The sequence below is a fragment of the Streptomyces poriticola genome, from assembly GCF_036689765.1.
GTDB lineage: Bacteria > Actinomycetota > Actinomycetes > Streptomycetales > Streptomycetaceae > Streptomyces > Streptomyces poriticola.
The window spans coordinates 12,828-32,233 of record NZ_JBAGKH010000014.1 but is presented as its reverse complement, the minus strand read 5'-3'; the positions used below and the strand labels follow the sequence as shown (position 1 = coordinate 32,233).

General features: G+C 70.8%; 14 protein-coding genes and 1 pseudogene. 7 read left to right on the top strand and 8 right to left on the bottom strand.

From position 1 onward, the window contains the following. Window positions 1-62: 62 nt before the first annotated feature. Window positions 63-6,626: an RHS repeat-associated core domain-containing protein gene (locus tag V5O46_RS18970; protein WP_332885813.1), complete on the bottom strand. Its 6,564-nt coding sequence runs from the start codon at window positions 6,624-6,626 to the stop codon at window positions 63-65. Between the two features lie 283 nt (window positions 6,627-6,909). Here V5O46_RS18970 and V5O46_RS18965 point away from each other — a divergent pair, with 283 nt between their 5' ends. Further along, window positions 6,910-8,004 carry a phage baseplate protein gene (locus V5O46_RS18965; protein ID WP_332885812.1) on the top strand — a complete coding sequence of 365 codons (1,095 nt, stop codon included), beginning with the start codon at window positions 6,910-6,912 and terminating at the stop codon, window positions 8,002-8,004. A gap of 70 nt (window positions 8,005-8,074) precedes the next feature. Here the strand turns inward: V5O46_RS18965 and V5O46_RS18960 are convergent, their stop codons facing one another. Beyond that, a complete protein-coding gene (locus V5O46_RS18960) occupies window positions 8,075-8,662 on the bottom strand; it encodes a TetR family transcriptional regulator (protein ID WP_332885811.1) in 588 nt (195 codons plus the stop codon). A gap of 24 nt (window positions 8,663-8,686) precedes the next feature. Beyond that, a complete protein-coding gene (locus tag V5O46_RS18955; RefSeq protein WP_332885810.1) occupies window positions 8,687-9,691 on the bottom strand; it encodes an aldo/keto reductase in 1,005 nt (334 codons plus the stop codon). 167 nt (window positions 9,692-9,858) lie between these two features. On the opposite strand from V5O46_RS18955, the gene V5O46_RS18950 reads away from it, so the two are divergent. Further along, entirely contained in the window at window positions 9,859-10,938 is a 1,080-nt protein-coding gene (locus V5O46_RS18950; RefSeq protein ID WP_332885809.1) for a chitinase, read from the top strand. Between the two features lie 133 nt (window positions 10,939-11,071). Here the strand turns inward: V5O46_RS18950 and V5O46_RS18945 are convergent, their stop codons facing one another. Next, window positions 11,072-12,454 carry a glycine--tRNA ligase gene (locus V5O46_RS18945; RefSeq protein ID WP_332885808.1) on the bottom strand — a complete coding sequence of 461 codons (1,383 nt, stop codon included), beginning with the start codon at window positions 12,452-12,454 and terminating at the stop codon, window positions 11,072-11,074. Between the two features lie 217 nt (window positions 12,455-12,671). On the opposite strand from V5O46_RS18945, the gene V5O46_RS18940 reads away from it, so the two are divergent. The 4 genes from V5O46_RS18940 to V5O46_RS18925 all read left to right on the top strand — a co-directional run bounded on the left by V5O46_RS18940 (window position 12,672) and on the right by V5O46_RS18925 (window position 15,970). Further along, window positions 12,672-13,748 carry a metal ABC transporter solute-binding protein, Zn/Mn family gene (locus tag V5O46_RS18940; RefSeq protein WP_332885807.1) on the top strand — a complete coding sequence of 359 codons (1,077 nt, stop codon included), beginning with the start codon at window positions 12,672-12,674 and terminating at the stop codon, window positions 13,746-13,748. A gap of 80 nt (window positions 13,749-13,828) precedes the next feature. After that, on the top strand, window positions 13,829-14,581 hold the full coding sequence (locus V5O46_RS18935; protein ID WP_332885875.1) for a metal ABC transporter ATP-binding protein: 753 nt from the start codon (window positions 13,829-13,831) through the stop codon (window positions 14,579-14,581). Between the two features lie 4 nt (window positions 14,582-14,585). After that, on the top strand, window positions 14,586-15,488 hold the full coding sequence (locus V5O46_RS18930; protein ID WP_332885806.1) for a metal ABC transporter permease: 903 nt from the start codon (window positions 14,586-14,588) through the stop codon (window positions 15,486-15,488). 59 nt (window positions 15,489-15,547) lie between these two features. Next, window positions 15,548-15,970 (top strand): Fur family transcriptional regulator, encoded by a 423-nt coding sequence (locus V5O46_RS18925; protein WP_332885805.1) that lies wholly within the window; start codon window positions 15,548-15,550, stop codon window positions 15,968-15,970. Between the two features lie 102 nt (window positions 15,971-16,072). Here the strand turns inward: V5O46_RS18925 and V5O46_RS18920 are convergent, their stop codons facing one another. From V5O46_RS18920 to V5O46_RS18905, 4 genes are all read right to left on the bottom strand, one after another. After that, window positions 16,073-16,792, bottom strand: a complete 720-nt coding sequence (locus V5O46_RS18920; RefSeq protein WP_332885804.1) for a YoaK family protein — start codon at window positions 16,790-16,792, stop codon at window positions 16,073-16,075. A gap of 93 nt (window positions 16,793-16,885) precedes the next feature. Then, the gene (locus V5O46_RS18915; protein WP_332885803.1) at window positions 16,886-17,719 is read right to left on the bottom strand and encodes an isoprenyl transferase; all 834 of its coding nucleotides are present in this window, start codon (window positions 17,717-17,719) and stop codon (window positions 16,886-16,888) included. A gap of 56 nt (window positions 17,720-17,775) precedes the next feature. Continuing rightward, window positions 17,776-18,522, bottom strand: coding sequence for a DNA repair protein RecO (gene recO / locus V5O46_RS18910; RefSeq protein WP_332885802.1), 747 nt, complete (start codon window positions 18,520-18,522; stop codon window positions 17,776-17,778). A 21-nt stretch (window positions 18,523-18,543) separates the two neighbouring features. Then, complete coding sequence (locus V5O46_RS18905) at window positions 18,544-18,759, bottom strand: hypothetical protein (RefSeq protein ID WP_332885801.1); 216 nt, start codon at window positions 18,757-18,759, stop codon at window positions 18,544-18,546. A 369-nt stretch (window positions 18,760-19,128) separates the two neighbouring features. Here V5O46_RS18905 and V5O46_RS18900 point away from each other — a divergent pair. Continuing rightward, a pseudogene (locus tag V5O46_RS18900) lies at window positions 19,129-19,332 on the top strand (transcriptional regulator); the annotation flags it as partial. Window positions 19,333-19,406: the final 74 nt, after the last annotated feature.

The following is a 19,406-nucleotide window of genomic DNA, read 5'->3' as shown; positions in this document are numbered from 1 at the left end:
ACAGCCGCAGGCCGCCCGTCACGGCGGCCTGCGGCTGTCCGGCCCGTCGGCAGCGACACGCGCTAGTTCAGCGGGATGGCGATGTTGATCCCCGCGAACCATCCCTCGCCCGGAGCGAAGTTCGCGCCGTACCAGTAGTTGTGCGTGCTGGCCTGGTCCGGGGACCAGGTGCTGAGGTCGGGGTTGGAGCGGGTCCCCACCACGCCGCACGCGCCGACGCCGAGGCTGGCGCAGCCCATGAGGCTGAAGTAGGACTGCTCGCTGCTGGGAGCGGAGCTGAAGCCGCCGGCGTGCCCGATGTTGCCGAACCCGACCGCACCGACGTTCCAGTACGCCTTGCCGTCACCGGCGACGGACGGGCCCGTACAGACGACGAAGCAGAACGTCGTCCCGTACTGCCCCTTGGTGATGGTGTCCGACAGCCAGGGCGCGAGGCCGGCGGAGTAGGCGTCGCCCAGCTGACGGCACTGCCCGGAGGAGTCGATCCCGCCGGTGCAGGGGTGGATCTCGCCATTGTCGATGGCGTCGTGGATCGCCGCCACCTGCTCCCAGGGGAAGCACTCGTCGGAGTCCCAGTTCTCGATGCAGTACGCGATCTTCTTCATCGTCGCGAAGATCTGGTACTCCCCGTCGTCCGGGGTGAACTTGACGACCTTGGCGGTGGGCCCGCACACCTTGCCCACACAGGTGCCGGCCGTGGAGAAGTCGTGGACGACGAAGTAGACGGCGTCCCCGCCAGTGTCGGGCGGCGGCAGCTCGCCGGCCGCGATCGACTCCTGGATGCCCCTCTCCACGACGAAGCTGGGAATCCCGGCGATCTGCAGCCCCGAGGGATCGCTGAAGTTCGTCGGGTTGTTGGCCGAGTAGGAGTACGCGTTCAGGTTCTGCGGATCCTGGGGGGTGCTGAGCTCGTCCGGGCTGATGAAGCGCCCCAGGGCGGGGTCGTACATCCGTGCGCCGAGCAGCGACAGCCCGGTCGAGTCGTCCTCGGCCTTGCCGAGGAAGCCCTTGTCCACGCCGGACGGCAGGCTCCCCGCGGTGCCGCGCTGTTCGCCGAAGGGGGCGTAGCGGCGGCGGGTGACCACGCCGGCCGTGGAGACCAGCAGCGAGGTGGAGGCCTGTGCATCGGTCAGCAGCCAGGTCAGCTCGCCCTCGGCGGATCCGTCGGCGACGCGCATCGCGACGGCGGTGCCCGCGGCGGAGTAGAAGCGCGCGGCGCGGACGCCCCCGGCCTCGGTCCGGTGCAGTTCGTGACCGTCGAGGTAGAGCACGGCCTCGTCGGGTGAGGTGCGCAGCAGGACGTTGCCCTGGGCGTCGTACACGTACGACGAGACCTCGTCGCCGCCCGGTCCGCCGCCGGTGACGCCGGTGACGCGGTTCTGGGCGTTCCACTCCAGCGCGGAGGTGATCCCGTCGACGGTGCGGCTGGTCATCTGGCCCGCGTCGTTGTAGCCGAAGACGTCGGCTCCGGCCTTGGTCACGGCGTGCGGCCTGGGCTGACCGGGCGTGTAGGCGGACTCGTCCGCGCTGTAGCCCGGGTAGGTGTAATCCCGGACGGCCGTGCCCGCGTCGGTGGTGTCCCGGACCGCCTGCAGGTTGCCGAGTTCGTCGTAGGTGTACGCGGTGTCGTACGGGTCGAGTGCACTGCCGAGGTCCGGGGTCGCGGCGCCGGCGCAGCCGTCGGTGTCCTGGGTGGTCCAGGCCCGGGCGAGCCGGTTCAGCTCGTCGTAGGCGAAGCACTCGCTCTGTCCGGTCAGCGCGTCGTGGGCGTCGACGAGCTGGCCGCCGAGGTCCCGGGTGAAGGTGTCGTCCTGGACCTGCTCGGTGGTGCCGCCGACCGTGGTCGTGCTCTGCACGGTCGACAGCAGTCCGGTGCCGTCGGCGTCGTGGTACGTGTAGGCGCGGTTCACCGTCGCGCCGGATCCGCCGGACGTTCCGTAGGTACGGGCGTCGATGCGGCCGAGGCGGTCGAAGCCGACGGCGGACTGGTAGGTGGCCAGCGGGCTGGTGACCGTGGCGGGGTTGCCCTGGGCGGTGTAGGCGGTGGTCACCGTCTCGGCGGGGAGTCCGCCGATCGCCGGGAGCTGCACGCTGGTCATGTGGTCGGCGAGGTCGTAGCCGTAGCCGAAGGTGTAGGTGCCGGCCAGGCCGGAGCCGTCGTCGGGGACGGTGGTCCGCTTGCCCGTGATCCGGCCGCGGTCGTCGTAGCCCGTGACGGACTGCGTGTAGGCCTTGCCGTTCGCGTACGTCGTCGACGACGCCGACTCGCCCTTTCCGCCGGGCGCGGTGTCGTAGGTGAGCGTCGACAGGGTGGCCGCGCCCTGCTTCACCGCGGTGAGCCGCTGCAGCGCGTCGTACTCGTGGGTGAGGGTGCGGCCCTCGGCGTCGGTGGTGGTGGCGATCTTCCCGTTGCCGTCGTACGTGGTCGTGGACGCTCCGGTGTCGGGGTCGTCGGTCGTCACGCGCTCGCCGAGCCAGTTGTAGGTGTACTCGGTGGTGTTGCCCTTGGCGTCGGTGATCTTCCTGAGGCCGTCGCTCCGGGTGTACTCGTACGACGTCGTCGCCGGGCCCGTCGGGCCGTGCTCGACGACCTTCGTGACCTGGCCGAACACGTCGTAGTGGGTCTCCTTGCGCTCCCCGGAGGCGGGCACGTCGACGGTGTGGTCGCCGTGGTGGTAGGTCCGCGTGTGGCCTGCGGCCTGGACCTCGCCGCCGACGAGGATCTGGGACTCGGTGGTCCGCCCGGCGAAGTCGATGATCAGGTCGGTGTAGGAGGGCAGGTCGGCGACGGTGGGCAGGACCATTCCGGAGCCGGCCGCGCCGGAGTTGTAGAAGGGCGCGGACGTGCCGGTGTTGTTGCCGGAGGTGTCGTAGCGGGTGGACACGACGGTGCGCCCGGTGCCGTCCGGTGCCGTCTTCTGGGTCTCCCGCTCACGGCCGAGCCCGTCGAGGTAGGTGTACTCCTTGACGTAGCTGCTGCCGGACTGCAGGACGCCGGTGGTGACGCGCGGCGGCCCGGTCACCGTGTCGGGCACGCCCGCGGAGCTGGTGTCGGTGGGGATGGTGTAGTCGAACGTCATCGACGGGTTGCCGCCGGGGTAGTTGCCGATCTCGGTCGGCTTGAACACCTGGCTGAAGCGGCCGACGGAGTCGTGGACGACGCGGGCGGTGCGGCCGTTGGCGTCGAGGACGCGGTACGGGGTGCCCCACAGCCGGGAGGACCAGGTGGTGGTGGACATCGCCGTACCGGGGCCGGTGCCGTCCGGGTCGGGTGTGGTGACCTTGACTCCCTGGACCGGCCAGGACGTGGCCGGCGAGTAGGTGGTCGTGGTCCGGTTGCCCTCGCCGTCGACGGTCGCGGTGACCCGGCCGCCTGCGTCGTACTCCTTCTTGGTGCTGCGGTAGTGCGTGGCGTCGGTGTGGACGCGCTGCTCGGTGATGTTGCCGTCGGCCAGCGCCGCATCGTTGCCGGCGACGGACGTGGCGCCGTCGTACAGCGTCACCGCGTAGGCGTCCCGGTTGGCCGCCGAGCGATCGGCGCAGTCGGCCGCGTAGTGCCGCCGCTCGTCCTCCAGCACCATCCAGCGCTTGACGTCGGAGCCCGGGAAGTTGGCGGTCTGGTAGGCGCGGCCGTAGGTGGTGCACCGGTTGTCGCCGTGGTTCTCCAGTCCCCAGTCGTTCGTGCGCAGCGGCAGGCCGTAGGTGGTGCTGGTGGCCGAGGAGCTGTCGTACTCGTCCTTGACGGTGTGCACCCGCCATCCGGTGGAGGTCTTCTGGTGGGTGGAGGTCTTGCTGTCGCGGACGAACCGGGCGTCGGGCAGGCCGTCGTACTGGGCGGTGTTGTGCACCCAGTACTCCTTGAGCGTCCGTTCGTGGGAGCTGCCGCCGCCGTCCCGCTTGCTGGTCTCGATGGTGCGCCCGGCGAGCCAGGCGGAGTCGGTGTACTCGGTGCCGAAGCCGTCCTTGACCTTGACGCTGCGGGTGGCCGACGAGTCGGTCTTGGAGGTGCGGTCGCCGTCCAGGCCGCGGTAGAGCCAGTGGTAGGTGGAGGCGGCGTTGCTCTTGGTGCCGGTGAACACCTCGACCTGCTGGTAGCCGCGCCAGTCGGACCAGGTCTCGTCCTCGTCCTTGGTCAGCGGGTCGTTGGGGAACCGCCAGCCGGCGCCGCCGTTGTACTCGTAGCGCGTGGTCATGGTCGGGTCGCCGTCGCTGCCCGCGCCCTGGCCGACGCCGGGGTCCTCGGAGACCTGGGTGACCACGTACTTCTTGAACCAGCCGGTGCGGGCCTCGGTCTCGCCCTCGGGCGTCCACTTCTGCCAGAAGCAGGGCTGGGTGTTGGAGGACTGGCTGGGCAGGCTGTTGATGTCGCAGGCGTCCGGCTGCCCGTAGGTGACGCGGGTGACGGCGCCGAGGTCGCCGTGGACCTCGGTGACCCGGCGGAAGTTCAGCAGGCCCGAGCCGACCTGGTTGTCCTTCCACTCGCCGTTGAAGTTGATGACCGGCAGCCGCAGGTCGGGGCCGTCGCCGTAGCCCTTGCGCTGCACGTAGTCGAGCCAGAGGGTCTTGCCGACCGATCCCTCCGGGTTCGGCAGGCCGTACTTCATCTGGTACTGCATGCCCGGCGCCCAGGCGGAGGCGTCGTCGTTGCGGACGTAGGTCTTGACGTCCCACAGCATGTCGGTGGTGAAGAACGTCGGGTAGTACGTCATGCCCGCGCAGTGGTTGTCCCCGGCGGTGCCGTCGCACATCAGGTCGGTGGGCACGTCCGGGTAGGACTCCGGGTTGCCGGAGATGCCGGGGCAGGCCGCGGGTTCGGTGGTGAGCGGGTCCTTCTCGGCCATCCGTTCCACACAGCGGCCGACGTGCTTCAGCTCGACCTTGGCGGGCAGCTGGGCGCCGGGGATCTGGGACGCCCAGCCGTACTCGATGCGGGTCAGATAGCTGCCCGCGTCGTAGGGACGGGCCTTGTCGGCGTTGACGACGGAGCGGTAGTGGTTCTTCTGCTTGTCGTAGAAGTAGGCGTTCTCGACCTCGTTGGGGTCGACGACACGGTCGAGGTTCCAGCGCCAGGCCTGGGTGCACGGCTCGGGGAACTGGGCGTGGCACGGCTCGCCGGTGTCGTTGCCGACCACCGGGACGGTCAGCACGGAGTCCGTGGCGCTCCTGGTGCGTTCGTCACGCCCCCAGCCGAAGTAGTAGCGCATGCCGTCCTGGCTGGAGATCACCCAGTACTCGTCGTCGCTGCCGTGCCCGCCCCACAGGTGCTGGACCCGCCAGCCCGGGTCGTCCTGCAGGTGGTAGGAGCCGGTGCCGTCGTCGTCCTGGATCAGCTGGGAGGTGACGCCGTTGAGGCTGATGACGTACATGGCGCCGTCCGGCTCCATGCCGGAGTTGGGCGAGTCCCAGCACATGTCGCCGAACGTGGGGTGGCCGTCCTGGGTGCAGTTCTGGTAGCGGCGCTGGATGAACCCGACCTCCAGGTCCCAGCCCATGCCCGCCCAGGACGCCTGGTTGTTGGTGGCCGAGGTACGTCCGTCCACGGACTGCGAGTTGTACGACAGGCTCAGCGAGGGCGTCGCCCCGGTCGGGGCCTCGGGCAGCCGCAGCGGCAGGTCGTAGGTGAACGCGCCGGAGCCGACCGACACGTCCCAGGATCCGGACGGGTTCAGTGCGGAGGCCCGGTAGTCGCCCTCGTCGGACGACGAACCGGTGGTGACGGCCAGCACGGTGGCGCCGGAGGTCGTGGCGGGGGCCGCGAACGAGCTCAGCCGGGGGCCGCCGCTGTCTGCGGCGGTCACCGCGGCCGGGTCGGCGTCGGCGAAGACCGTCGCGGACAGCGTGCCCGTCCGTTCGTCGTTGTCGGCGTCGATGAAGCGGCGGTGGTCCGGGGAACAACCGGCCTTCTCAGGGGTGGTGAGCGCGCACGCGGGCAGCTGCACCAGCCGCAGTCGGGAGGCGAAGTCGCCGCCGTGGGCGTTGCGGAAGCCGGAGTAGTCGATGTCCACCCGGACCGGGCCGGGTGCCGTGCCGCCGTCGGCGCGGGTCACCTTCAGGCCCAGGCCCACCCCGCCGACCGGCTTCACGTCGGTGCGGTCGAGGACCTCGACGTCGACCGCGTCGGGCTTGGGCCCGGCGGGGGCGATGAGCCCGGCGTCCGGGAGCAGCCCGGGGGCCGAGCGCATCGAGGACGGGGGTGTGGACTTGTACCGCTGCGGAGGTGCGAGCTCGTGCTGCGGGGGTGTGCCGGCGGCGGCGATCTGCGCGGTGCTCGGCGTCCGGACGGCGACGACCGCGGACTCGGCCGCCTTGCCGGCGGCGTCGGCGTCGACGACTCCGCCCGACGGCGTCACCGCGAGGGCTTCGCCCGGCTTCGTGCGGGTCAGGTCGACCCGGCCGTGGGCGGGCTCGGGCCAGTCGACGCCGGGCGCCCGGGTCGCGGTCGGCTCCGCCTGCTGCTCGGGGACGGCCTGCGCGGACCGGGAGGGGACGTCGGCCGTCCGGTCCGTCGGCCGGGCCGCGGCGGCGGAGGCGGCCGAGGCCACCGACGCGAACGCAGGTGCCGACAGAAGACCGGCCAGCAGTGCACCGGAAGCACCCAGCACCACGCCGCGTCTGAATGCGCGCACGAAAACCCCACCCCATCGAACCGAAACACGACACGATCCGGCAGCGCAGGATCACGACCACATTCCCTCACGCATGGCAGCGGAAAAGCGACCCGAGGGTGAGCGGACAGGCGACCGGAGAATAACCAAGGGATTGGCCGAATCCAACCCCGTCCGGCTCTCGCCCTCCGGGTGCTTTAATGACCGACCACATGTCGTCCGGACCTCGATGCTCGAGATGTCCCTTTTCCTGCGCAACGGTCCATGACGGCGACACTCATCCTTTTCTAGGGGTTTCACGCACATGCTTGAGCGCCGACGGATTCTGAAGCTCACGGGCCTCGCGGCGACCGCCGCCACGGTCCCGGCGGTCGCCCTGGCCGCGCGGGGATTCGCCCAGCCCGCCGACGGCTCCGGGGCCGAGGCCACCGCCGGTGCGGTGCCCGCGTCGCCGCGCTTCGCCCTCACCGCGCCCTCCGAGCGGCTGCTGCGCGAGATACGCCTCAACGAGACCCGGGTCCTGCAGTCGCTGGCCTTCGACAATTCCCGCAAGCACATCTTCTTCGTGCAGCTCGTGGACGGGGGCCGGCAGCTTCCGGGAGAATCCCGCGCCTACTCCGGCACCGAGCGCGGCGCCAATGGCGACCTCTGCGTCACCCGCACCGACCTCGCCGGGAACATCATGGGCGCCATGTATCTCAAGGGATTCGGGCACGGTGTGCAGATCGGCGTGGAATCCACCGCGTCCGGGAGTTATCTGTGGACGGAGACCGAGGCCGTCCAGTCGCAGAACCCGGACGGCACCCAGACCGGCTGGGGCAGCCGTCTCGCCCGGTTCAAGTTTGCGAACGGGACGGTCCTCACGCCGGATTCCCCGGCCCTCGTGCAGTACCTGCTGGAGGAGGGCGTCGACCGCACCACCGTGTCACTGGACCCGGTGCACCAGCGGCTCACGGTCCGCTGCCGCGTCGGCGGAGCCTTCCGCTACCGCCTGTACGACCTGGAGGCGTTCAAGTCCGGCGACCGGACCACGCTGGCCGATGTCGCCCAGCCCGCCGATCTCCAGCCCGGCCACCCGGACACCTTCCAGGGGTTCGCCACGTTCGGCAGTTTCCTGTACCTCCTCGCCGGCACCCAGTACGGGAAGGACGGGTCGGTCAGCCCGATCGGCAACACCTTCATCACGTGCATCGACTGGAACAGCGGCAGCGTGGTGGAGCAGGAGCTGACCAGGGCCGGGTACAGCCTGCCCTACCGAGAGCCGGAGGGCATGGCCATCCAGGTACCGGACCCCGCCAACCCGCAGGCGGTGCGCCTGTGTGCGGGATTCGCGTCGGTCACCTCGGAAACGGATTCCCGAAAGCGGGCGAGCGTCTACTACAAGGAGACCCTGGTCTGACGGTCCCGGACGCTCCGGAGCCCGGCCGTGGGCCCGCCGCGGACCCCGGCCCGGACGCCCGTACCTCCGCTCAGGCCCGAAGCCCCCGCACCAGCAGCTCCACCACCGCCGCGAACTCCTCCTCGACGCCCGGCAGCCCCCACTCGCGCGCATAGCCGGGGTCGTGGAAGCGGCCGGTGGCCTGGAAGACCGCGCGGGCCGTGGCCTCCGGGTCGTCGGCGGTGAAGACGCCGGTGTCGACGCCGGAGCGGATGATCCGGGTGAGCTGGGCGGTGAGGTCGGCGAGGTGCTCGCCGACCGCGGTGCCGTTCTCGCCGGTCAGCACCGTGTAGGTGGCGAACAGCTCCGGGTCGTCGCCGGCCTTGCGGCGCTTGGCCTCGAACAGGGCCGCGAGCCACCCCCGCAGCCGGGCCTCCGGATCGCGGCCCTCGGCCGCTATCCCGGACAACGCCTCGGAGGTGCGGTCCAGCCACCGCTTGGTCACCGCCTCACGCAGCGCCGCCTTGGTCCGGAAGTGCCGGTAGACGCTGCCGTGGCTGACACCGAGCGCGCGGGCCACGTCGACCACGGTCGCCTTGGCCGGGCCGTGGCGGCGCAGCACCTCCTCGGTGGCCTCGAGGATGCGCTCGGCGGTCAGGATCTCGGAGGTCGGTGTCATGCTCTAGACCGTACCCGGCGGGGCTCAGCGCTCGAGGTGGGCCATCTGCGCCGCCGGATAGCGGTCCCCTGCGGCGGCACCGGCGGGCACGGCCTCCTCGATCGCGGCCAGGTCGGTCTCGTCGAGGGTCACGTCCAGTGCGCCGAGGGCCTCGGTGAGCCGGTCCCTGCGGCGGGCGCCGACCAGCGGGACGACGTCCGCACCGCGGGACAGCACCCAGGCGATCGCGATCTGGGCGACGCTGACGCCCTTGCTCTCGGCGATCTTCCGCAGCGCCTCCACCAGGTCCAGGTTGTGCCGGAGGTTGTCGCCCTGGAAGCGCGGGGAGTGGGCGCGGAAGTCGTCGGCCGCGAGCTGCCGGTCGGCGGCGAAGTGGCCGGAGATCAGCCCGCGGGACAGCACTCCGTACGCCGTGATGCCGATGCCCAGCTCACGGGCGGCGGGCAGGATCTCGGCCTCGATGCCGCGGGAGATCAGGGAGTACTCGATCTGGAGGTCGGAGATCGGCGCGGTGGCGGCGGCCCGGCGGACGGTCTCCGCGCCGACCTCGCTGAGGCCGATGTGCCGCACGTACCCCTTCTCGACGAGCTCCGCGATGGCGCCGACCGTCTCCTCGACCGGGATGTCGGGGTCGAGGCGGGCGAGCCGGTAGACGTCGATGTGGTCGGCGCCGAGGCGCTGCAGCGAGTACGCGGCGAAGTTCTTCACCGCCGCGGGGCGGCCGTCGTATCCGGACCAGCCACCGTCCGGGTCGCGCAGGGCGCCGAACTTCACGCTGATCCGCGCCTGTTCGCGGCGGGCGGCGGGGGCGGTGCGCAGAGCCTCGCCGATGAGCAGTTCGTTGTGGCCCATGCCGTAGAAGTCGCCCGTGTCGAGCAGGGTGATGCCGGCTTCGAGTGCGGCATGGACGGTGGCGATCGACTCGGTCCGGTCCGCCTCGCCGTACAGCGCGGACATGCCCATGCAGCCGAGGCCGAGGGCGGAGACCCGGGGGCCGGTGGTTCCGAGGGTGCGTGTCTGTGTCGTCATGCCCTCCACGATGACATGACGAATGACAGATTTCAATATCTGTCATTCATTGACTTGTCAGTGAGCCACAATGCACCGCGACCCCCTCCGGTCCAGCCCCATTGACGAAAGGTCTGGACCAGAGGATTGTCATGCTTGCGCCACCTCACCCCACGGGAGGCAACCGCATGATCCGCCGCAGAATCCGCCTGCTCGCCGCCGCGCTGGCGGCCGCACTGCTCACCCCACTGGCCACCATCGCCGCGTCCGCCGCCCCCGCCGTCCCCGCCACCGGATCCGCCTCGGCCGAAGACTCCTGCGCCGTGCGGTCCAAGCCCTCCGGAAAGGTCCTCCAGGGCTACTGGGAGAACTGGGACGGCGCCGCCAACGGCGTCCACCCGCCGTTCGGCTGGACCCCGATCACCGACCCCCGTATCGCCGCACACGGGTACAACGTGATCAACGCGGCGTTCCCGGTGATCCTCCCCGACGGCACCGCCCTGTGGGAGGACGGCATGGACCGGGGCGTGAAGGTCGCGACGCCCGCCGAGATGTGTGCGGCCAAGGCGGCCGGGCAGACGATCCTGCTGTCCATCGGCGGGGCGACGGCCGGGATCGACCTCAGCTCGTCCGCCGTCGCCGACCGCTTCGTCGAGACGATCGCGCCGATCCTCAGGACCTACAACTTCGACGGGATCGACATCGACATCGAGACCGGTCTGACAGGCAGCGGAGACATCGGCCGGCTGTCCACGTCCCAGGCCAACCTGATCCGCATCATCGACGGCGTCCTGGCCCGTATGCCGTCGGACTTCGGCCTCACCATGGCCCCGGAGACCGCCTACGTCACCGGCGGCAGCGTCGTCTACGGATCGATCTGGGGCGCGTATCTGCCGATCATCAAGAAGTACGCCGACAACGGGCGGCTGTGGTGGCTGAACATGCAGTACTACAACGGCAGCATGTACGGCTGCTCCGGCGACTCGTACCCGGCCGGCACCGTGCAGGGCTTCGTCGCCCAGACCGACTGCCTGGACCGGGGTCTGGTCGTCCAGGGCACCACGATCCGGGTGCCGTACGACAAGCAGGTGCCCGGGCTGCCCGCACAGCCGGGCGCGGGCGGCGGTCACATGGCACCGTCCCGGGTCGCCCAGGCCTGGAACCACTACGGCGGCGCCCTGAAGGGCCTGATGACCTGGTCGGTCAACTGGGACGGCTCGAGGAACTGGACCTTCGGCGACAACGTCGCGGCACTGCAGGGCCGGTGACGCCCGCCGTGACCGGGAGACGCGAGGCCCCGCTGCGGCCGGGCCGGCCGTACGGCGGTCCCGGGAACGCGAACGGCCCCCGGCACCGGACCACCCCAGGTCCGGTGCCGGGGGCCGTTCGGCCCGCGAGCGGTCAGGCGCCGATCAGACGCGAGGCCAGGTAGCCCTCGATCTGGTCCAGCGACACCCGCTCCTGCTTCATCGAGTCGCGCTCGCGCACCGTCACCGCGTTGTCGTCGAGGGTGTCGAAATCGACGGTCACGCAGTACGGAGTGCCGATCTCGTCCTGACGGCGGTAGCGGCGGCCGATGGCGCCGGCGTCGTCGAACTCGATGTTCCAGTGCTGGCGCAGCGCCTGGGCGAGGCCCTTGGCCTTCGGCGACAGCTCGGGGTTGCGGGACAGCGGGAGCACCGCGACCTTCACCGGCGCCAGGCGGTGGTCCAGGCGCAGCACGGTGCGCTTCTCCATCTTGCCCTTGGCGTTGGGCGCCTCGTCCTCGACATAGGCGTCGAGCAGGAAGGCGAGCATCGCCCGGCCGACACCGGCCGCGGGCTCGATGACGTACGGCGTCCAGCGCTCGCCGGCCTCCTGGTCGAAGTAGGAGAGGTCCTGGCCGGATGCCTTGGCGTGGGCGCCGAGGTCGTAGTCGGTGCGGTTGGCGACACCCTCCAGCTCGCCCCACTCGCTGCCGCCGAAGGAGAAGCGGTACTCGATGTCGGCGGTGCGCTTGGAGTAGTGGGAGAGCTTCTCCTTGGGGTGCTCGTACCAGCGCATGTTCTCCTCACGGAGACCCAGGCCGGTGTACCAGTTCCAGCGCTGCTCCATCCAGTACTCGTGCCACTTCTCGTCCTCGCCCGGCTTGACGAAGAACTCCATCTCCATCTGCTCGAACTCGCGGGTGCGGAAGATGAAGTTGCCCGGCGTGATCTCGTTGCGGAACGACTTGCCCATCTGGGCGATGCCGAACGGCGGCTTGCGGCGCGAGGTGGTCTGCACCTGGGCGAAGTTGGTGAAGATGCCCTGCGCGGTCTCCGGCCGCAGGTAGGCGACGGAGCCGCTGTCCTGGGTCGGGCCGAGGTGGGTGGCGAGCAGACCGGAGAACTGCTTGGGCTCGGTGAACTGGCCCTTGTTGCCGCAGTTGGGGCAGTTGATGTCCGCGAGGCCGTTCTCCGGGGCGCGGCCCTTCTTCTCCTCGTACGCCTCCTCCAGGTGGTCCGCGCGGAACCGCTTGTGGCAGGAGGTGCACTCGGTGAGCGGGTCCGTGAAGGTGGCGACGTGGCCCGAGGCCACCCAGACCTCGGAGGCCAGGATCACGGACGAGTCGATACCGACGACGTCCTCGCGCGACGTCACCATGTAGCGCCACCACTGGCGCTTGAGGTTCTCCTTGAGCTCGACACCCAGCGGACCGTAGTCCCAGGCGGCACGCTGGCCGCCGTAGATCTCACTGCACGGGAATACGAAGCCACGGCGCTTGCTCAGGCTGACGATGGTGTCGATCTTGTCGGCGGCCACGGTGCTCTCTTCATTACGACGACGAACATTGACGGGTGCGGCGCGTAGCGCCTCGATGAGGGGTGGTGGTCGGGAGACGGGCGGGCGAAGCGAGATACTTCCAGCGAATGCTTCAGGTTACCGGCGCGGGCTCCCCCTCAATCAAATCGGGGCACCCCCGGGGGCCGACGCGAAGGCTTGTTGACAACCGTTTCCAGATTTGTTGAAAATGACTGTCATGAACGTACGACGACGACGCATATCCGGCATAGCGGTCGCAGCGGCCACCGCACTCGGCCTCACGACCCTTTCCGCCTGCGGGGACGGCAGCGCAGCAGCCGACAACACGGGCAACACGGACAAGTTCGACGTCGTCGCCTCCTTCTACCCGATGGCGTTCCTCGCCGAGCAGATCGGCGGCGAGCACGTCAACGTCACCAACCTGGTCGAGCCCGGCCAGGAGCCGCACGACCTGGAGATCAGCGCCAAACAGACCGCGCAGCTCCAGGAGTCCGACGCGGCGGTCTACCTCAAGGGCCTGCAGCCCTCCGTCGACGAGGCGATCGCCCAGTCCGGGGTCAAGACCAAGATCGACGCGACCACGCTGACCTCCCTCGAGGTGCACGGTACCGAGGAAGGCGGCCACGACCACGGGCACGAGGAGGAGCACGCGGCCGGGGACGAGCACGGCCACGGCACCGAGGACGAGCGCGGCCACGAGGGAGAGCACGCCGCCGAGGAGCAGCACGCCGCCGAGGACGACCATGGCCACGACCACGGCGAGGCGCTGGACGGCAAGGACCCCCACATCTGGCTCGACCCGGTCAAGTACGCCGAGGTCGCCGAGGGCGTCGGCAAGGCCTTCGAGAAGGCCGACCCCGACCACGCCGCCGACTACAAGAAGAACACCGCCGCCCTGGTCGGCAAGCTCGAGGCGCTGAACACCGAGTTCGCCGACGGGCTGAAGAACACCGAGGGCAAGGTCTTCATCACCTCCCACGCCGCATTCGGCCACCTCGCCGAGCGCTACGGCCTGACCCAGGAGGCCATCAACGGCCTGAGCCCCGAGTCCGAGCCGAGCGCGGCCCGGATCAAGGAGCTGCAGCAGACCGCCGAGGCCGACGGCGTCACCACCGTCTTCTACGAGACCCTCGTCAGCGACAAGACCGCCAAGACCCTCGCCACCGACACGAACCTCAGGACGGACGTCCTCGACCCGATCGAGGGCATCACCGACAGGTCCCGCGGCGACGACTACTTCCAGGTGATGGAGGCCAACCTCGAGGCCCTGCAGAAGGCACTGGGCGCCGAATGACCGGCGCACCGGAGGGCGGCGGCGCGGTCCGGGCCGACACGGGCACCAGCACCGGCACCGGCACCGACCCCGTCATAGCCATGCGCGGGGTCCGCGCCGAGCTGGGCTCGCGCCCGGTGCTGCGCGGCATCGACCTCACCGTGCACCGCGGCGAGGTGGTCGCCCTGCTCGGCGCCAACGGCTCCGGCAAGTCCACCGCCGTACGCGGCATCATCGGCCAGGTCCCGGCCACCGCCGGGCGGATCGAGCTGTTCGGCACCGACCGGCGCCGGTTCCGCGACTGGGCGCGCATCGGCTACGTACCGCAGCGCACCACGGCCGCCTCCGGCGTGCCCGCGACCGTCACCGAGGTCGTCTCCTCGGGCCGGCTCTCCCGGACCCGCTTCGGACTGCTGCGCAAGGCCGACCACGCGGCCGTACGCCGGGCCCTGGACCTGGTCGGCATGGCGGACCGCGCCAAGGACTCGGTCAACGCCCTCTCCGGCGGCCAGCACCAGCGGGTACTGATCGCCCGCGCGCTCGCCGCCGAACCCGAACTGCTGATCATGGACGAGCCGATGGCCGGCGTCGACCTGGCCAGCCAGGAGGTGCTCGCCGAGACCCTGCGCGGCCAGGTGGCGGCGGGCACCACGGTCCTCCTCGTCCTGCACGAGCTGGGCCCGCTGGAGCCGCTGATCGACCGCGCCGTCGTCCTGCGCGACGGCTGCGTCCTGCACGACGGCCCGCCCCCGAAGGCGGTCGGCCAGCACGCCCTGCCCGGCCACGACCACGTACACCCGCACGCCCCGGCGGGCGCCGAACCGATCCGCACCGGACTGGGACTGCTGAGCTGATCCGATGGAACTGTTGAACTACGCCTTCATGCAGCGGGCGCTGCTGGCGGCCGTCCTGGTCGGCATCACCGCCCCCGCCGTCGGCATCTACCTCGTGCAGCGCCGCCAGGCCCTGATGGGCGACGGCATCGGCCACGTCGCCATGACCGGCGTCGGCCTCGGCTTCCTGCTCTCCTGGTCCCCGGTGTGGATGGCCACCCTGGTCTCCGTCCTCGGCGCGGTCCTCATGGAGCTGATCCGCTGGTACGGCCGCACCCGCGGCGACATCGCCCTCGCCATGCTCTTCTACGGCGGTATGGCAGGCGGCGTGATGTTCATCAACCTCGCGCCGGGCGGCTCCAACGCCAACCTCACCTCGTACCTGTTCGGCTCGCTGTCGACCGTCTCCGAGTCCGACGTCACCGCGATCTGCATCCTGGCCGCGTTCGTGGTGCTGGTCACCCTCGGACTGCGCCGCCAGCTCTTCGCGGTCAGCCAGGACGAGGAGTTCGCCCGCGTCACCGGTCTTCCGGTGCGCGCGCTGAACCTGCTGACGGCGATCACCGCCGCCGTCACCGTGACCGTCGCGATGCGCGTGGTCGGCCTGCTGCTGGTGAGCGCGCTCATGGTGGTGCCGGTGGCCGCCGCGCAGCAGCTCAGCCGCAGCTTCGCGGCCACCTTCGCGATCTCCGTCGCGATCGGGGTGAGCGTCACCCTCGGCGGCACGGTCACCTCGTACCACCAGGACGTGCCGCCCGGCGCGACCATCGTGCTGCTCACCATCGGCGCGTTCTTCGTCCTGACCGCGCTGGCGGCCCCGCTGGCCCGGCGACGTGCCGGGACGGCCTCCTCGGACGGGCCCGCCCCGGACCCGGCGGAGTGCGCGATTCCGGCCGGCCGGGCCTCCGGCGGCGGGCTCGGCACCTGACCGCTGCCGGACCGGGCTGGCACAATGGCCCGGCAGGAGCAGATGTGAGGAGGCAACCGGTGACCACCGCTGGACCGCCCGTGAAGGGCCGGGCCACCAGGCAGCGCGCCGCCGTGGCGGCGGCCCTCGAAGAGGTCGAGGAGTTCCGCAGCGCCCAGGAGCTGCACGACATGCTCAGGCACAAGGGCGACTCGGTCGGCCTGACCACGGTCTACCGCACCCTGCAGTCCCTCGCCGACGCCGGAGAGGTCGACGTCCTGCGCACCGCCGACGGTGAGTCCGTCTACCGCCGCTGCTCCACCGGCGACCATCACCACCACCTGGTCTGCCGCTCCTGCGGCAAGGCGGTCGAGGTCGAGGGCCCGGCCGTGGAGCGCTGGGCGGAGGCCATCGCCGCGGAGCACGGGTACGTCAATGTGCAGCACACGGTGGAGATCTTCGGCACGTGCGCGGAGTGCGCGCAGGCCGGGAAGCAAGCCTGACGCGCAGGCCGGGAGGCAAGCCCGAAGAGCCGAGCCCTCCGGCTCTCGGCCGGGGGCCTGCACCGGAAGCAGGCCTCCAGCCGCTTCCGGCCGGAGCCCGGCTCAGTCCGGCCGTTCTCCCTGAGGAAGCAGCCGCGAGGCCGCCGCGAGGATCAGCACCAGAGCGGCGATGACGAGCAGTGCCCGGCCACTGCCCAGCGGCACCAGCAGCACGGCGCCGAGCACCCCGCCGACGAAGATCCCGCCCACCGTGGCGCTCCACCGCCCCCGGGCGAGCCGCTCCCGGCCGGTCAGCCCGCGCAGGGTCACCCGCGGCCGCTTCACCACGTCGTCGATGAGTGCCGCGAACGCCATCTGGCTGAGCAGCGTCGGCATCCCCGGCACGTGGGCCCGCAGCGCGTTGGCGGCCCGCAGCCCCATCGCCATCGCCACCATCCCGACGATCGCACCGTCCGGCTCGTCGCTCAGGGACCCGGTGCCGTGCCGCCACAGGGCCAGGGCACCGGCCAGCGCCAGCAGCACCGCCTCGCAGACCAGGACCAGCGGGAACCAGGGCCGCCGTCGCGCCTGCAGCCGCTCCAGCGCTCCCGTGCCGACCGCGATACCGACCAGGAACGCGCCGATCGCGATGGCCGGTCGCGCCACCGGGACGTCGCCCTCCCCGGCCAGCGCGAACGCCAGGAAGAGCACGTTGCCGGTGGCCAGCGCGCAGAAGACCTTCCCCAGGGTCAGGAAGCTGACGGCGTCGACGGCACCGGCGAGCACCGTGAGCCCGGCCATGACGGCCGTACGCCGGACCTCGGGCGGGGACACTTCGGACATCCCGCAAGTGTGCGCAGCCCCGCCCGACGGCCCTCGCAGGCGGGAGCGGACACGCGGCCGAAGCACCCGAGCGCAGTGCCGGGCGCCGGGCGACTACTGCTCGCGGCCCTCCATGGCGAGCAGCTCCTCGTTCGGGATCGCCCCGCCGAACCGCCGGTCGCGGGAGGCGTACTCCAGGCAGGCCCGCCACAGGTCGCGCCGGTCGAAGTCCGGCCACAGCACGTCCTGGAAGACCATCTCGGCGTACGCGCTCTGCCAGAGCAGGTAGTTGGACGTGCGCTGTTCGCCGCTGGGTCGCAGGAACAGGTCCACGTCCGGCATGTCCGCGTAGTACAGGTACTTGGCGAAGGTCTTCTCGGTCACCTTCGACGGGTCCAGCCGACCGGCCCGCACATCCTCGGCGAGCGCCTGCGCGGCATCGGCGATCTCGGCCCGGCCGCCGTAGTTCATGCAGAAGTAGAGAGTCAGCCGGTCGTTGCCCTTGGTCTGCTCCTGGGCGACCTGCAGTTCCTTGGCCACCGACTTCCACAGCCTGGGCATGCGCCCCACCCAGCGCACCCGGATCCCCAGCTCGTCGAGCTGGTCGCGGGTCTTGCGGATGAAGTCCCGGTTGAAGTTCATCAGGAAGCGCACCTCCTCGGGCGACCGCTTCCAGTTCTCGGTGGAGAAGGCGTACAGGGAGATGTTCCGCACACCCATCTCGACCGCGCCCTGGAGCACGTCCAGCACCCGCTCGGCACCGACCTTGTGCCCCTCGGTGCGCGGCAGCCCGCGCTCCTTGGCCCAGCGGCCGTTGCCGTCCATCACGATCGCCACATGACCCGGTACCAGCTCACCGGGGAGCTTCGGGGGCCGTGCGCCGGACGGGTGCGGCTCCGGCGTCCTGTACTCCCGGCGCTGCCGCCCCAGGATCCCGCGTACGGCCATCTTTCTCTCGTCTCCCTCGGTCCCTCAGTGTGTACGGGTCTGTTTCGTCTACGGGGCTACTTCTCGACGTATCGAAGGGAGCGCAGCCCGCGCTCCAGATGCCAGTGCAGATACGCGGACACCAGCCCGCCGCCCTCCCGGACGTACCGCGGCTCGCACGCGTCCGCCGTCGCCCAGTCTCCCGTGAGCAGCGCACCGAGCAGCTCCAGGGCCTGCGGCGAGGGTACGACGCTGCCGGGCACCCGGCAGTCGACGCAGACGGAGCCGCCGGAGGCGACGGAGAAGAAGCGGTTCGGCCCCGGCATCCCGCACTTCGCGCAGTCCCCGAAGGTCGGGGCGTAGCCGTTCACGGCGAGGGAGCGCAGCAGGAACGCGTCCAGGACCAGCCCCGGGGCGTGCTCGCCCCGGGCCAGCGTCCGCAGTCCCCCGACCAGCAGCAGGTACTGCTGCACGGCCGGCTCCCCCTCGTGATCGGTGAACCGCTCCGCGGTCTCCAGCATGGCCGTCCCGGCCGTGTACCGCGCGTAGTCGGCCACGATCCCGCCACCGTAGGGCGCGATGGTCTCACTCTGCGTGCACAGTGGCAGCCCGCGCCCGACCAGCTCGCCGCCCCTGGCGAAGAACTGCACGTCGACATGGGAGAACGGCTCCAGCCGCGCTCCGAACTTCGACTTCGTCCGCCGCACACCCCGCGCTACGGCACGTACCCGTCCATGACCGCGGGTGAGCAGCGTGATGATCCGGTCCGCCTCACCCAGCTTCTGGGTGCGCAGCACGATGCCGTCGTCACGGAACAGACTCATGCCGCCCATTGTCGCCTACGTTCAAGGCACCTCACCGCGACTGCGGGCGTTCGCGTAGGCGGTCGCCGCACGCAGCCGCTCGGCGGCGGTGGCGACGCGGACGGCTCCCGGCTCGGCGTCCCATTCCTTGCCGCCGCCGTACGGGCGCAGCTGCACGTACGGCCCCTCGTGCCCCATGACGATCCCGACCCGCCCGGTGCGCGTGTCCACCACGTACGCGCCGACGCCGGGCCTCATCGCGCCACCGCCGCGGCCGACCGCTCGGCGACGGCGACGGAACACCTCCCCGGTTCGAGGAGCGGACCGGGCGTCTCCCGCGCCATACTCACCGGGTCGATCCCGAGCGACGGCAGAACAATTCCGGCCTCGGCGAGTGCCGCCCGCAATTCTTTCACGGTTTCCTCCGCTTCTTCGACGCAGAACGCCGAGTGCTGCTCCCGGGTTCGCTGTTCCTGCTGTTCCCGCTGTTCCTCCTGGCAGCTCCCCTTTCCCTCCGGGTTTCACTCTTCGCCCCTCCACGGTGCCCCTCCCCTCGTACACTCGGCGGGAGTCCGTGCACGACAAGCGGGGTTCCGGGGAAGGTGGTCGGCCGTGACCGACGCTCCCGAGGCGGAACCGGGAACCCGGATATTCGTCTCGGGCGGCTGCAACGGCCAGTTCGAACAGGCGATTCGGAAACCACAGCCGGATAAGGCGCAGCGGATCGACGGTTCACTGCAAACCGACGGCTTTTGCCGACGACTGCGGCGGAAGCTCATCAAGGAACACCGGTACGCGGAGTACTTGGCGCACGCGGCGGAACTGGAGCGGGCCGACTGCGAGATGGGGTACGCACCGTGGCGGCCCCGCGGGCGCCGCACGCTGACCCGGTCAGGCCAGTGCCT